At 63.9% G+C, this 14,508-nt stretch carries 14 protein-coding genes and 2 tRNA genes; 7 read left to right on the forward strand and 9 right to left on the reverse strand.

Going from position 1 to position 14,508, the window contains the following annotated elements; all coding sequences use genetic code 11:
- The first annotated feature begins 118 nt into the window (after positions 1-118).
- Both ING15_RS00750 and ING15_RS00755 read left to right on the forward strand, forming a co-directional pair.
- Entirely contained in the window at positions 119-1,168 is a 1,050-nt protein-coding gene (locus ING15_RS00750; RefSeq protein WP_206452857.1) for a threonine aldolase family protein, read from the forward strand.
- 112 nt (positions 1,169-1,280) lie between these two features.
- Positions 1,281-1,355: transfer RNA gene (locus ING15_RS00755), tRNA-Gly, on the forward strand.
- Positions 1,356-1,532: 177 nt separating this feature from the next.
- Here ING15_RS00755 and ING15_RS00760 read toward each other — a convergent pair.
- Entirely contained in the window at positions 1,533-2,687 is a 1,155-nt protein-coding gene (locus tag ING15_RS00760) for a ZIP family metal transporter (protein ID WP_206452858.1), read from the reverse strand.
- A 5-nt stretch (positions 2,688-2,692) separates the two neighbouring features.
- On the reverse strand, positions 2,693-3,844 hold the full coding sequence (locus ING15_RS00765) for a multicopper oxidase domain-containing protein (protein ID WP_206452859.1): 1,152 nt from the start codon (positions 3,842-3,844) through the stop codon (positions 2,693-2,695).
- Positions 3,845-4,029: 185 nt separating this feature from the next.
- On the opposite strand from ING15_RS00765, the gene mntR reads away from it, so the two are divergent.
- Positions 4,030-4,491, forward strand: coding sequence for a manganese-binding transcriptional regulator MntR (mntR, locus tag ING15_RS00770; RefSeq protein ID WP_206452860.1), 462 nt, complete (start codon positions 4,030-4,032; stop codon positions 4,489-4,491).
- A 72-nt stretch (positions 4,492-4,563) separates the two neighbouring features.
- On the opposite strand, the gene ING15_RS00775 is transcribed toward mntR, so the two are convergent.
- Entirely contained in the window at positions 4,564-6,228 is a 1,665-nt protein-coding gene (locus ING15_RS00775; protein ID WP_206452861.1) for a lysine--tRNA ligase, read from the reverse strand.
- Between the two features lie 194 nt (positions 6,229-6,422).
- On the opposite strand from ING15_RS00775, the gene ING15_RS00780 reads away from it, so the two are divergent.
- Positions 6,423-6,833 (forward strand): tellurite resistance TerB family protein, encoded by a 411-nt coding sequence (locus ING15_RS00780; protein WP_206452862.1) that lies wholly within the window; start codon positions 6,423-6,425, stop codon positions 6,831-6,833.
- A 39-nt stretch (positions 6,834-6,872) separates the two neighbouring features.
- Here ING15_RS00780 and ING15_RS00785 read toward each other — a convergent pair whose 3' ends face one another.
- The 3 genes from ING15_RS00785 to cpdR form a co-directional block, all read right to left on the reverse strand.
- A complete protein-coding gene (locus ING15_RS00785) occupies positions 6,873-8,519 on the reverse strand; it encodes a peptide chain release factor 3 (protein WP_232845476.1) in 1,647 nt (548 codons plus the stop codon).
- Positions 8,520-8,691: 172 nt separating this feature from the next.
- A tRNA-Val gene (locus ING15_RS00790) sits at positions 8,692-8,766 on the reverse strand.
- A gap of 107 nt (positions 8,767-8,873) precedes the next feature.
- Entirely contained in the window at positions 8,874-9,239 is a 366-nt protein-coding gene (gene cpdR, locus ING15_RS00795) for a cell cycle two-component system response regulator CpdR (protein WP_206452863.1), read from the reverse strand.
- A 156-nt stretch (positions 9,240-9,395) separates the two neighbouring features.
- Between cpdR and ING15_RS00800 the strand changes: the two genes are divergently transcribed.
- Both ING15_RS00800 and hisN read left to right on the forward strand, forming a co-directional pair.
- Entirely contained in the window at positions 9,396-10,295 is a 900-nt protein-coding gene (locus tag ING15_RS00800) for an N-formylglutamate amidohydrolase (protein WP_206452864.1), read from the forward strand.
- Positions 10,296-10,566: 271 nt separating this feature from the next.
- Positions 10,567-11,340, forward strand: a complete 774-nt coding sequence (hisN, locus tag ING15_RS00805; protein WP_206452865.1) for a histidinol-phosphatase — start codon at positions 10,567-10,569, stop codon at positions 11,338-11,340.
- An 18-nt stretch (positions 11,341-11,358) separates the two neighbouring features.
- On the opposite strand, the gene ING15_RS00810 is transcribed toward hisN, so the two are convergent.
- Positions 11,359-12,330, reverse strand: a complete 972-nt coding sequence (locus tag ING15_RS00810) for an alpha/beta fold hydrolase (RefSeq protein ID WP_206452866.1) — start codon at positions 12,328-12,330, stop codon at positions 11,359-11,361.
- Between the two features lie 597 nt (positions 12,331-12,927).
- Here ING15_RS00810 and ING15_RS00815 point away from each other — a divergent pair.
- Positions 12,928-13,395, forward strand: a complete 468-nt coding sequence (locus ING15_RS00815) for an Hsp20 family protein (RefSeq protein WP_206452867.1) — start codon at positions 12,928-12,930, stop codon at positions 13,393-13,395.
- A 59-nt stretch (positions 13,396-13,454) separates the two neighbouring features.
- Here the strand turns inward: ING15_RS00815 and ING15_RS00820 are convergent, their stop codons facing one another.
- Together ING15_RS00820 and ING15_RS00825 are read right to left on the reverse strand one after the other, a co-directional pair.
- A complete protein-coding gene (locus tag ING15_RS00820) occupies positions 13,455-13,679 on the reverse strand; it encodes a ribosome modulation factor (RefSeq protein ID WP_206452868.1) in 225 nt (74 codons plus the stop codon).
- A 175-nt stretch (positions 13,680-13,854) separates the two neighbouring features.
- On the reverse strand, positions 13,855-14,499 hold the full coding sequence (locus tag ING15_RS00825; protein WP_206452869.1) for a 2-dehydro-3-deoxy-phosphogluconate aldolase: 645 nt from the start codon (positions 14,497-14,499) through the stop codon (positions 13,855-13,857).
- Between the last annotated feature and the right edge of the window lie 9 nt (positions 14,500-14,508).

Raw genomic sequence — 14,508 nt, forward strand, 5'->3', positions numbered from 1 at the left:
AGCGGATTTCACAACCCGCCGCGAGCCGGCAGAGCGGTCCCCGCCGTCTCCAGCTACGACATGAAACGGGGCATCGCCCTGCCTTGCCCTTGGCGCCGCGGCGCGATACGGCACTGCCATGATTTTCGCTTCCGACAACTGGTCCGGCGCCCATCCGGCGATCAATTCGGCTCTTTCCGTCCATGGTGAGGGAATGGCCGCCGCCTACGGCGCCAGCGATCTCGACAAGACCGTCGAGCGTCGCTTCGATGAACTGTTCGAACGCGAGGTGGCGGTGTTTTTCGTCGGCACCGGAACCGCGGCCAATTCGCTCGCCTTCGCGGCCGTGAACCGGCCCGGCGGCGTGGTGCTGTGCCACCGTGAGGCCCATGTCATCGAGGACGAGTGCGGGGCGCCGGAATTTTTTACCCACGGCGCCCGCCTTGCGCCGATCGACGGGGTCGGTGGCAAGATCGATCCGCTCAATCTTCAGCGCGAGATCGCCCGCTTCAAGCCGGATTTCGTCCATGCGGGTCAGCCGATGGCGGTGACGATCAGCCAGCCGGGCGAAGCAGGCACACTCTATTCCGGCGACGAGATCGAGGCGATCGCCCGGATCGCCCATGGCCGCGACCTGACGCTGCACATGGATGGTGCGCGCTTTGCCAACGGTCTCGTTGCGACCGGCCTGACGCCGGCCGAAATGACCTGGAAGCGCGGGGTCGACATTCTGTCCTTCGGCGCCACCAAGAACGGCTGCTGGTGCGCCGAAGCAGTGGTATTCTTCGATCCCGACAAGGCTCGCCAGTTTCCTTACATTCGCAAGCGCGGCGCCCAGCTCTTCTCCAAGACGCGCTTTGTCGCCGCCCAGTTCATGGCCTGTCTCGAGGACGATCTTTGGCTCGACCTCGCGGCCCACGCCAATCGCATGGCCGATCGCCTGCGCGCCGGAATCGACGCGAGCCCGCACGCGCGGCAGGCCTGGGAGACCCACACCAACGAGAGCTTCGCCATTCTCGATTCCAGTCTTGCCGAGACTTTGCGCGGCAAGGGTGCCGTGTTCTATGACTGGAATCCGCCACATGGGATGCACGATCTCGTCGGCGATGACGAGACCCTGGTCCGCCTGGTGACCAGCTGGTCGACCTCTAAGGCTGAGATCGACCGCTTCTGCGACTTGATCACCTAGATCGCGATGAAATCGGACCGATTCCAGGAGATCAAGACGGCAAACCGGGTCGCACTCGGCCCACAAGCGTCTTGACGCGGAACCGGCGGCCGGTCATGGTCCCGGCCGGAGCGCGGGCGTAGTTCAGCGGTAGAACGCAAGCTTCCCAAGCTTGATGTCGTGGGTTCGATCCCCATCGCCCGCTCCAGCTTTTCAACAATGTTCTTTGTCACATCCGGCCCATGGCTTGCTATCGTGCTTGGGCGCCGGCGCAACACGTCGCTGCTTGGTTGCAGATCACGCGCCGATGCTGGCGGCACGCGATCGTTGTTGTTTTGCGGGCCGCCCGGGCTGGGTGATCCTGTTCTCCGTCGTGGCTTCGCCGTCAGATCTGGACGAGCAGGGCGGTTGTGTACATCGCCACCGCCCCGACGCCGATGCCGGAAAGGGCGGTGCCAGACAGCCAGGGCTGCCCCTCGGTTCGCGCCTGCCGGATCAACAGAGTGCCGACCTCGATGATGACCTGAAGGATCGCGCCGACCCCCACGGCGAATGCCAGAGCCGCCCAGTGTGGGGAGAAGGCATAGCTGCCGATCCAGACCCCGGCCACGGCGGGCAGCCCGGCCAGCGCCGCCAGGGCGGCGAAGACCCACAGGCTCGGACGTTTTTTCGTCATCGGCGCCACGATGCCAATGCCCTCGGTGAGGTTGTGCAGGGTGAAGCCGAGCACAAGGAACGAGCCGAGCGCCGCCGATCCTGTTGCGAAGGCGGAGCCGATCGCCAATCCCTCGCCGAAATTGTGCAAACCGATCCCCACCGCGATCGCGGTGGCGAGGCGGACGCCTTCCAGCGCTCCGCCCCTCCGCCTGCCGACCATCATCAGCACCGCGAAGGTCAGCGTTGCGACGAGCCAGACCAGGATGCCGCTGTGGAAACCGGGCGCCGCCTGTCCCGCCAGCTCTAGCGCTTCCTCGAGCGTGTCGATCAGCAGAAACCCCAGCAGGCCGATGGTCAACGCCAGCGCGAACTGGAACGTTCGCCTGCCACCGGAGCGAAGCGCGGGATAGAACAGCATGCCCAGCGCCACGGGTACGACCCCGACGAACAGCCCGATGAGGCCGAAGGCACCAAGCATGCCGGTCGTGGCGGCGGGCGTGGCGATGGCAACGTCGATGGTGTGATTGAAGGTGACGCCGGTCGACGTCAGCAACGTCAGGTGATGGGTTTCGCCCTGCATCCAGGCATAGGGAATGCGCAGCCACGCCGCATCCATGCGCTTCAAAGCGCCGGCCGGCTCCTGCGTGAATGTCCAATAGGCACCGTCGACCTGCAATTGGGCGATGGTCATCGGCTCGGACCCGCCAGCGCGGATGTGCAGCGAGATGCCATCGCCGTCGAGGACGCTTCGCTCGACCGTCAGTTCCTCGATGGGTGGCGCCGAACCGGCCAGAAACTTGAGGGGATCGCTGGCCAGAAAGGTGATCGCCACGGCGAGGATCAACACGAGGGGCAGGACAATACGAAGAATGGTTCGGGTCATCGCGATCAACCTTCCCGTGCCGGCTTCGTTGTGCCGTCTTGCACATCGAAGAGGCTCATCCAGCCAAGCTCGGCGAATTCCGACTGGTGGGCGTGGAACATGTAGAGGCCCGGCTCGTGGTCCTTGAAACTGATCTCGACGATGCCGCGCTGGCCCTGGCATTGCATGACCGTATCGACGGTCTTCAGCGTCGGTGTCAGCGTCGTTCCGTGATCGAAATAATCGAAGAAATTCGCATGCAGGTGCAGCGAGTTGATCGGGTCGAACTCGGTGATGTTGATCAGATAAAGCCGGATCGGCTGCCCCCGATCGACGACGATGGGGCGCTTGGAATAGGCGTGCGCGATCGAATTGACCGCGTAGATCTCGTTCTCGTCGTCGAAGTTCGTGTCGAAGCCGTTCATCACCAGCACGAACTCCTGCCAGAGCGCGTTGTCGGGAGAGCCGAGGACGCGTGAGCGGGCGACATCGGCAAGCTCGATGTGACGGGCCGGGTCCGGATCGATGATGAAGGCGCCGTAAAGCCCTTTGTGGATATGCCGCTTCAGCGGCACCGAATGGCAGTGGTAAAGGTGGCAGCCAAAGGGAAAGGCGTCGAACTCATAGGTGAACTCGCCACCCGGCAGCACGTTGCCCGCGCCGGGAACGCCGTCCATCCGTGCCGAATGAATGCCGTGGAAATGGATCGAGTGCGGATGCGACCCGAAATTGCGGAACCGGACGCGAACGCGGTCGCCTTCGCCGACCCGCAAGGTCGGACCCGGCACACGGCCGTTATAGGTCCAGGCGGGGAAGAAGACCCCGGGCGCGATCTCGACCTCCTTGTCTTCGGCGATGACATCGAATTCCCGGAGCGTACGGCCGTCTGGCGAACGCGACGCGGTGCCGGTGTCCCAATCGGTCAGGATGTCATGCGGGTCGAAGCCGTTGCGCTCGTTATCCACCTCGCCGACCGTAGTCATGCCGTCATGGGTGTCATGCCCAGCCTCTGCCACGGGCGGCGCAACCTTCGACCCGCCGTTATCCCCAGCCGGTGTCGCAGCCGAAGGCACCTGCGATTGCCCGAGCGCCAGGTGGACCGCCGACGACCCGCCGAGAAGCGCTCCTGCCCCCAGCAGAAACCGGCGTGTGGTCGGATATTCGAACCAAGACGGCATTGCGAATGCTGCTCCCGTGTCAATTCCTTGGTCTGCGAAGGAATCTCGTGAATCGGTATAATTGCATGATGCTATAAAATATAGCCTTGGCTACAAATGGCTTGGAAGCCGCAGTTTTGTCAACCGGCAAAGGCGTCCGATTTGCAGGTTGGCGATGCCAACCCGATTGGCTATGGGTGACGGTGATGACGAAGGTCGAATCGAGCGCCATTCCCGCCTTGCCCGATGCGGAACAGCAGGCAGCCAATTTCCAGCGGGTGCGGGAAGTCCATCAACAGGAGGTGGCGGAAGATTACGTCGAGCTAATCGCCGACCTGATTGACAGCACCGGCGAGGCCCGGGCGGTCGACATCGCCCGACGTCTGGGCGTCGCCAACACCACCGTCGTCAAGACCGTTGCGCGATTGCAGCGGGAGGGACTGGTTTCGAGCCAGCCCTATCGTGCGGTGTTTCTGACCGAGGCCGGCCGAAAAATGGCGGTCCGCTCGCGGCGACGGCATGAACTCGTCGTCAGCTTCCTTCGCGCGATCGGCATCAGCAACGAAACCGCCCAGCGCGATGCCGAGGGCATCGAGCATCACGTTAGCGAGGAGACGCTGGCGGCGTTCGAACGGGTCGTGCAGGCCAAGGCAGCCGACTCGCTTTAGCCGGATATAATGAGACCGTCGGGAGCCGCGATGCCACCGTCGGACCGACCAACGGTGCGCCTTCGTGGCGCGTCAGCCCTCCGCGATCAACTGCCCGTCCAGGGCATCGCGGATCAGCGCTCGCGTTTCCGCGATCCCATAGAGCGCCGCGAAAGAACCGAAACGCGGTCCGCGCTCCTGGCCGATCAGGATCTGGTAGAGCGCCTGGAACCATTCGACCGAGACGCCGGGGCCGCCCTGCGGTCCGGTTTTCTTGTGGTCCTGATAGCGTTCGATCGGCCGCGCGACATCGAGCAGCGCGTTCTGGATCGCCTCGCCGTCGGCGTTCTTCGGCAAGGCGGCCAGCTTGGCGTCAAGTGCCTCCAGCGCCTCGCGCTCGACCGCGTCGGGCGCGCGGAACGTCTTCGACGGCCTGACGAAATCCTCGAAATAGCGCAGCGCATAGGCGACGAGCCGGTCGAGGTCCGGATCGGTCTCGGGAGTAACGCCGGGTGCGTAGCGGGTGATGAAGCCCCATAGCGTTGCCGTGTTCGACGCATGGGACGCGGAGACCAGATTGAGCAGCATCGCGAAGGGCACCGCGACGGCCTTTTCCGGCGGGTGACCGTCATGGACATGCCAGACCGGGTTCTGCAGCCGCTGGCGCAGATCCTGACGCTGATAGGCCGCGACGAACTGGTAGTAGTCGTCGACGGCCTTGGGGATGACATCGAAGAACAGGCGCTTGGCCGCCCTCGGTTTCTGGAACATGTAGAAGGCAAGACTCTCCGGCGAGGCATAGGCCAGCCATTCGTCGATGGTCAGACCGTTGCCCTTGGACTTGGAGATCTTCTGACCCTTCTCGTCGAGGAACAGCTCGTAATTGAAGCCCTCCGGCGGCGGCGCGCCGAGCGCCCGGCAGATCTTCGACGCCAGGGTGACGGAATCGATCAGATCCTTGCCCGCCATTTCGTAATCGACGCCGAGCGCCGCCCAGCGCAGAGCCCAGTCCGCCTTCCACTGGCACTTGACCGCGCCGCCGGTCACCGGCGTTTCGATCCGCTCGCCGCTGTCTGGATCGAGATAGGTGATGGTGCCGGCGTCAGGATCGCGGGCCACCATCGGAACCTGGAGGACGATTCCCGTCTTCGGATGGACCGGGAGGAAAGGCGAATAGGTGGCGCGACGGTCGGGGCCGAGCGTCGGCAGGATGATCTCCATCACTTCGTCATAGGCGGCGAGCATCTTCAAAAGCGTCGCGTCAAAGCGTCCGGAAGCATAGTAATCGGTCGCCGAGGCAAATTCGTAGTCGAAGCCGAAACGGTCGAGAAATGCCATCAGACGGGCGTTGTTCGCCGCCCCGAAGGACGGATGCTCATTGGAAAACGGGTCCGGAACCTGCGACAGCGGCTTGCCGAGATGGGTCAGCATCATCTCCCGGTTCGGCACATTGTCCGGCACCTTGCGCAGGCCGTCCATGTCGTCGGAGAAGCACAGCAAGCGCGTCGGCACCTTGTCTTCGGTCAGGACGCGAAAGGCATGGCGCACCATCGAGGTCCGAGCGACCTCGCCGAAGGTTCCGATGTGCGGCAGGCCGGACGGACCATAGCCGGTCTCGAACAGTACCGTCGCGGGCGTGCCGCCGGCCTCGAAGCGTTTGAGAAGCTTGCGCGCCTCCTCGAAGGGCCAGGCGTTGGAGGCCAGGGCTTCCTCGCGCAATGGTCGTTCGGCGACCGTGTCCGTCTCCGGGGTCTGCATGGTGCGTCCTTGCATGGTTGGCTTTTCCGCTGCGCCCGGCTCCTCATCGTAAGAGAAGGCATTGCGGGCAGGAAAGGTCGCGCCCGGTCTAGAAAGAAGCGGGGGGGGTCGTCAACAAAACCCGCTTACGCCTTGTTGCGGCGACGGTCGATGTCTAGCTTCGAGCGATCGCAAGTTTGAAGGAGCAGCGCATCATGGCCGACCTCGAACCGCAGGAAGCCCTGGTCCATCTGATGGTTTCGATGGCCGCCGCCGACGGCGCGATCAGCGAAAACGAACTGCGCGAGTTGGAAACGCTGATCCGCACGCTCCCCGTGTTCGAAGGCTTCGACCCGGCGAGTGTGGACGAGATGGCACGCCATTGCAGCGATATCCTGGAGCGCGAGGACGGGCTCGATACCATCATTGCGAATATGAAGCGGGTGCTGCCGGCCAAGATGTACGAAACCGCCTATGCGCTCGCCATCGAAGTGGCGGCCTCCGACGTCCATGCGACGCAATCGGAATTGCGGTTTCTGGAAATGCTGCGCGATGGGCTCGAACTCGACCGGCTAGTGAGCGGGGCGATCGAGCATTCCGCCCGGGTACGCTACCGACGGCTGTAGCGACTGATACAAAGCAACCTTTCGCGCCGATCCGCTCGCCTACTGCCCGACGATCTCGCGGGTGGCGTCGAAGATGATGTCCTTGTTGCGCTCCATGGTGAAGCGCAGGTCCCAGTCGTCGCGGCACAGGAACACCGGCCGCTCGTCGCGGTCGCGCGCGACATGGGTGATGTTGTCCTTGATGAATGCCGCAAGCGCGCTTTCGCTGTCGGAGCGAATCCAGCGCGCGACGTTCGAGGACACCGGCTCGAAGGTGACGTCCGCCTTGTATTCGGCGGCGATGCGCGAGGCGAGGACGTCGAGTTGCAGCGGGCCGACGACGCCGACGATCCAGGCCGAACCGATCGACGGCCGGAACACCTGGACGAGGCCCTCCTCGGCGAGATCGTCGAGGGCCCGGCGCAACTGCTTGAGCTTCATCGAATCTTCCAGGCGAACGCGCCGCAGCACCTCCGGCGCAAAGGCAGGAAGGCCGGTGAAGCGGAAGCTCTCGCCCTCGCTCAGCGTGTCGCCCACGCGCAGCGTCCCGTGATTGGGAATGCCGATGACGTCGCCGGCAAAGGCCTCCTCGGTACGGGCACGCTCCTGGGCGAAGAAATAGATCGGGTTCGATACGGCCAGCGCCTTGCCGGAGCGCACGTGGTCAAGTTTCATGCCGCGCTTGAAATGACCCGAGCAGAACCGCACGAAGGCGACGCGGTCGCGGTGTTTGGGGTCCATATTGGCCTGGACCTTGAAGACGAAGCCGGAGACGCGGTCGCCGTCCGGATCGACAGGACCCTTGTCGGAGGGCTGCGGGCGCGGCGAAGGCGCGTGGGCTGCGATGAGGCCGAGCAGCCGGTCGACGGCGAAGTTCTGCAGCGCGCTGCCGAAGATGACCGGCGTCAGATGGCCTTGGCGATAGGCGACGGGATCGAAGTCGGCATAGCCTTCGCTGGCCAGCGCTGCGGCGTCGCGGAACGGCGCGTAAATGTCGGCGGGAATGAGCGCCGCCAGAGCCGGATCGTCGAGCCCCTCGGTGTGCGTTACCTGCCGCGCGCCGCCGGCGGCGAGGAAGTCGTTCGCTGCGAGATCGTAGCAGCCCTTGAACTGGCCGCCCTGACCGACCGGCCAAACCACTGGCGCAACGGAAAGCGCCAGCATCTCCTCGATCTCGTCGAGCAGCTCGAACGGATCGCGGCCCTCCCGGTCGATCTTGTTGACGAAGGTGACGATCGGGATGTCACGCAGCCGGCAGATCTCGAACAGCTTGCGGGTTTGGGTCTCGATGCCCTTGGCCGCGTCGATCACCATGATGGCGCTGTCGACTGCGGTCAGGGTCCGGTAGGTGTCCTCGGAAAAGTCGCTGTGGCCGGGCGTGTCCAGGAGGTTGAAAGTGATGCCGTGCTTCTCGAAGGTCATCACCGAGGAGGTCACAGAGATGCCGCGGCTCTTCTCGATGTCCATCCAGTCGGACTTGGCTCTGCGCCCGTCGCCCTTCGAACGGACGGCGCCGGCCATCTCGATGGCGCCGCCGGCGAGAAGCAGCTTTTCGGTCAGCGTGGTCTTGCCCGCATCGGGGTGTGAAATGATGGCGAAGGTCCGCCGGGCGCGGTGACCCGTTCCGGCCTGTCCGCCGCGGCCGGAGTCTACCGGCGCAGTTGAGCGATCGTCGAGGGCTTCGGTTTGGTCGTCCATGATGGGCATATTGGCGTATTCCGTGTTGTCGGTGGGCGACCGCATCTGCCGTGGTCGGCGCCGATGTCCCGGACAGGCTTTGGCAGCGGCGAGGCGTCAGGCTCGCAGTCCCGCAAAGCATAAGCCCGTACTGCCGGATGATCCGGCATGTCTATCACTCAGGCAAAGAGTTGAAGGCGGATGGTGGGCGTGACAGGGATTGAACCTGTGACCCCTTCGATGTCAACGAAGTGCTCTCCCGCTGAGCTACACGCCCATCCGACGAGGCGGCTTAGAACACGAGATTTGAGCCCGCGTCAATAGGATCGCGGCCGGCCGAAAGACTGTTTTCGAGCCCGGCCGAGAGACCTGCTGACGGCTCTGCTACGCCGCGTCTTCCAGCATCTTGCTAACTTCGTCGACGAGCTCGCGCAGGTGAAACGGCTTCGACAGGATCTTGGCGTCCTTGGGCGCCTTGGAGTCCGGATTGAGGGCGACGGCCGCGAAACCGGTGATGAACATCACCTTGAGGTCCGGGTCGAGTTCGGTCGCCCGGCGGGCGAGTTCGATCCCGTCCATCTCGGGCATGACGATATCGGTCAGGAGCAGCGAGAACGGCTCCTCGCGCAACCGTTCGTAGGCGCTGCCGCCGTTGTCGTAGCTGACGACCTCGTAGCCGGCTTTTTCCAACGCCTTGGCGAGGAAGCGACGCATATCGTTGTCATCTTCTGCGAGGAGTATCTTTGACATTCGTGTTATCCGGATACGGCGGGGCGACGATCCCGGCGCCTGGTTCATTCTAGGGACAATTCCATAGCAGAATGGCCCAAGATTTTCTAAAATGAATGAACGTCTGGCCATCCGTATGAGAAAATGTGATGCGTCACCCGGCTGGAAAGGCTCAGTTTGGCGAAAACCCCGATAATCGAGACCGCCGCCGGAACGATCCCGGCCTTCGAGATCCTCGAACCCAACGAGCCGACCATCCCCTTCGTGTTCTGCTCGCCTCATAGCGGGCGGGACTACCCGTCGGATTTGATCGCGACGACACGCCTATCGAGCGAATCGATCAGGCGGTCGGAGGACCTTTACGTCGATCGCCTGTTCGACTTCGTACCCGATCTCGGGGCCCCGCTTTTGGCGGCCCGCTTCCCGCGGGCCTATCTCGACGTCAACCGCGAACCTTATGAACTCGATCCCAAGATGTTCGCGGAGCCGCTGCCCGATTTCGTCAACGCCGGCTCGATACGCGTGGCGGGCGGACTGGGCACGATCCCGCGCATCGTCGCGGAGAACGAGGAAATTTACCGCGGCGTTCTGCCCGTCGCGGAGGGCCTGCGACGAATCGAGGATATCTACAAGCCGTTTCACCGGGCGCTCGAAGAGGTCTTGCAGCGCACGCGGGAGCGCTTCGGCCTGGCGATCCTGGTCGATTGTCACTCGATGCCATCGAGCTTGCGCGCGCTGCCGGGAGGGCGACGGCCCGATATCGTGATCGGCGACCGGTTCGGAACCAGCGCGGCCGCACGGCTGGTGTCCATCGCGACCAGTCGAATCGTCGCGCTCGGATATGATGTGGCGCGCAACAAGCCCTATGCCGGCGGCTTCATCACCGAACGCTATGGCCGCCCCCCGGTCGGCTTCCATGCCTTGCAGATCGAGATCAATCGCGGCCTTTACGCCGACGAGCGCCAATACCGCCCGCATGCGGGGTTCGATGCCTTACGCCAGCGGCTGACAGCCTTCGTCGCGGGATTCGCTGCCGATGTCGCGGCGGATTATGCTTGGCCCGCCGCTGCCGAATAGAGCGGGTTGCGATTGCTAGGGCGCACAGCGATTCGCAGACAAAAAAAACCGCACTGCGTTGAAACAGCGCGGTCTAGAGTCTAGGGAGGAAACGCCCACAAGGGCGGCGGCAAATCAATGCCGCAGAGCATCAGTTATGTTGCGCTGCGAAATCCGTCAATCCCATTTTGGCACGATTTGAGACGCTGTGTAAAAATGCCGCATATCGAGGCGCCGATATCCTGGTGTTTCGGCTCTTCGACCTCTTGCCGTCCAGCAGCGAGTCCGCGCCATGGAACTGCCCGAGATCGCGTTGCTCTTCGAGCTCGCCGATATCGCCGACGCCGAGACGCTGCCGCGGTTTCGCGCCGGTGGCGGCGTCGACAATAAGCTAGCCTCTGCTTTCGACCCAGTCACGGAGGCCGATCGGGCCGCCGAGCGGGCGGTCGTTGCGGCCATCGCCGCGCGCTACCCGGACCATGCGGTACTCGGGGAGGAGTTCGGCGCGCAAGGAAACAGCGAGCATCTCTGGGTGATCGACCCGATCGACGGCACGAGAGCCTTCATTTCCGGCGTTCCGGTATGGGGCACGCTGATCGGCTATTGTCAGGCGGGCCGGGCGCGGATGGGGCTAATGTCGCAACCGTTTACCGGCGAGCGGTATTTCGCCGACGGTGAAGCCGCCTGGTACGAGCATCGAGGCCAGCGAAGACGGCTCGGCGTGCGGTCGACACGCAGGCTCGACAAGGCGACACTGTTCACCACCTCGCCGCGACTCTTCTCCGGCGAGGGGCTTCGCCGCTTTGAGAAACTGGAAGCCAGGACGATGCTGACACGCTTCGGAACCGACTGCTACGCTTATTGCATGCTGGCGGCCGGCCACGCCGATCTCGTGGTCGAGTCGGATCTGAAACCCTATGACATCGTGGCACTTGTGCCGATCATCGAGCAGGCGGGCGGTGTGGTGACGACCTTCGACGGTAGCCGGCCGGAAGCGGGCGGTGATATCGTTGCCGCCGCGACACCTGAATTGCATGCGGCGGCGCTGGCGATTCTCCACGGCTGACGGCGTTCGCCGCCCCGGTCAATCCAGCGGCAGGGCGTCCCCCACGAAAGCGTCGAACGCTTCGAGGAATGGCTCCCGAAACCGATCGGCCTCCTGCAACAATTCATGCCGGGCGAAGGGAATCGTCAGGCTGGAGCCGGAACGCATGCGCCAGGCTAACCGCTCGGCCGCCGGGGTTGCCACCACCCGGTCGTCGCCGGCGCCGATGATCAGCGTCGGGATGGCCAGCCGCGCGATCGAGTCGGAATCGGTCAACCGCACCATCGCGCCGGAGACCGCAGCGAGCCAGGCGATCGTCGGGCTGCCGAGAAACAGCCTAGGGGCGGCCTGTGCGAGGGCCAGATTGCGCTCGTGGCGCTTCGGGTCGCTGGTCAGAACGCTGGTCGTCGGGCTGGGTTCGTGGGTTCGACCCTGAAATGGATGGGTCGGCATGCGCCCCAATCCCATGAATTGCGCGATCCGTGCCATGCGGTTCAGTCCGCGCAGGCCGATCCGGCCGGGAGGGAAGGATATCAGCGGCGCACTGAGGACCATCCGTTCAATGACGTTCATCAGCCGCGGCGAAGCTTGCAGCGCGATTAGTCCGCCCATGGAATGGGCGAGAATCGCGTAGGGGCCGCGACAATCGGGAAGCACCACATCCTGGACGATGCTTTCCAAGTCGGTGACGTAATTGCGGAATTTCTGGACATAGCCAAGCCCGGCCTTCCGAATCAGGCGCTGGGATCCGCCCTGACCGCGCCAGTCGAAGGTCATGACCATGTAGCCGCGACGGGTCAGGTCGCCGATGGTCTCGAAATATTTCTCGATCGCCTCGTTACGCCCCTGCAACAGGATGATCGTCCCGCGGGTCTGTGGCAGCTGACTGGGCGCGATCGCATAGCGCAGGCGCTTGCCGTCCGAAGCGTGGAAACTCGACGCGCTGATGCCAGGCGGTGCGGGATTGCCGGCGCTGCTGACCAATTCGCTTGGATCGAAGCCTTCGTTCATCGCCCCTCGGCCTACAAACATCGTTTCGCGCCGCCACGGGCGTAGCCCGAACAGCATGGACGATTCGGCTTGTAGAGTGGCCGGCGGGGCCGGTCAAAGAGCATCCGGTGCTCTCGCGGCGCGGCGAGAGGGGACAAAAAACCGGGAGCCCCCTTCGAGGCTCCCGGCTGGAGCGGTCACAGCGGAAGGGACGGGACGCTGCGACCGTTTCGGTTCCGCCGGAACCCGGCGGAAAACTGTCCGGCGCGATGACCTTGCCGCCGGGCGCTCCGTTTTCGCGGGGACCGGCCGGGCTGATCGACCGAACCATGAGCACCACTATGCCCAGCGCCACCTGAACGGCTGCGGAAGGCAACGTTCATTTTCAGTTCAGGAGAACATTATTAAAAATCATAGGGTTACATTGTCTGTCGACGCCGTTCCGCTCTGCCGAACGAATCGATCCGTCGCTGTCAAAAACCCTTGAACCGCAAAAACCGGCTCACCATTTTATGCGTGCGGTCGCCGACATGGGGCCGCTGGCCGGGCAGCATCGCCGGATTGGGATGCACGCTTGGAGCCAAACGCAAACACCGTTGCTTCTGAATGGAGAACATCATGCGTCAAGTAGACTTTGCTCCCCTGTACCGCTCGACTGTCGGTTTCGATCGGCTTTTTTCGCTGCTCGACAGCCAGACGGTGGCGGACAACAGCCCGACTTATCCGCCCTACAATATCGAACGCACCGGCGAGAACGCCTATCGTGTGACCATCGCCGTAGCCGGCTTCGGTGACGAGGAGCTGTCGATCGAAGCGCGCGAGAACGTGCTGACGGTGAAGGGCGAAAAGGCGGAAGCCGAAGAGGGGACCGAAAACGAGCTCCTTTATCGCGGCATCGCGGGCCGCACCTTCGAGCGCCGCTTTCAGCTCGCCGAATATGTCGAGGTGAAGGGCGCGAGCCTGAAGAATGGCCTGCTCCACATCGATCTCGTCCGGGTCATTCCCGAGGCGATGAAGCCGCGCAAGATCGAGATCGCCACGGCTGATAACGGCAACTCCAAGCAGATCGAGGCGAACGCCGCCTGATCCTGCTTTTCACGTAAAAGAGAACGGCGCTCGAAAGGGCGCCGTTTTCTTGTTGGAATTCAGGATTCGTGCGGTGCGTCGACCCGGTCGAGATTAACGGCCGTCCGCGCATCCTTCATCATGCCGGGATGATGAGCGGAGCTCTCCGGCGCCGCGTTACGCGCCTCGGTCCAGCCATTCATCCAGGCCGCCCGCAAGGATGAGCCGACGGGATATTGGCAGGACGACATCGGAAAGTTTTTGCGGAAGGCGAGCCTGCCTTGCTCGGTAGCGTCTGTGGACATGACGATCTCCTTCGTTGCAGGTGACTGAATCTGGCCCTCTGGCAACGGTCCGTCAACCCGCGTCGTCGCGTATGTACGAGCGCGGAGGAGCTGCAGGCGACACCGCCGCCGCAAAGTCCGAACCGGGCCGCGACCACATGACCCTCGACTGGTAAGTCCGGCGAGCGGCGGCGGCTCAGCCGCCGTCCCGTAGCGCCACGGCCTCGCGCGCCAACCGGGTGATCTCGGCCCAGTCACCGGCGGCAACCGCCGCCTTCGGCGCCACCCACGACCCGCCGACGCAGATGACATTCGGCAGCGCGAGATAATCACGCACATTGTTCATGGAGACGCCGCCGGTCGGGCAAAAGCGCAACGCGGGGAACACCGGCGCGATCGAGCGCAGGAAGGCCGCGCCGCCGATCTGTTCGGCCGGGAAGAATTTCAGCACCTCGTAGCCCTCTTCCAGCATCGCCATCAATTCGCTGGCTGTTGCCGACCCGGGCAACAGCGGCACATCCGAGGATCTCGCGGCGTCCAAAAGCTCGACCGTCGCGCCGGGCGACACGATGAATTTCGCACCCGCTTTCGCCGCGCGGTCGAATTGCTTCGGCTCGAGAATGGTGCCGGCGCCGCAGGCCGTCTCCGGCACTTCGCTGCTGATCGCCCGAATCGCGTCGAGGGCGGCCGGCGTGCGCAGCGTGACCTCGATGGCCTTCAGGCCGCCCGCGGCCAAGGCACGCGCCAGTTCGACGCCTTCCGCGGCGCTGTCCACCGCGACGACGGGGATGACCGGCTGGGCGGTCAGGATATGGAGCAGGTGCTTGGTTTTCTGAGCCATGGGGTCCGA

Origin of the sequence: Aurantimonas marina, assembly GCF_017183135.1 — a bacterium.
Classification (GTDB): Bacteria; Pseudomonadota; Alphaproteobacteria; order Rhizobiales; family Rhizobiaceae; genus Aurantimonas; species Aurantimonas marina.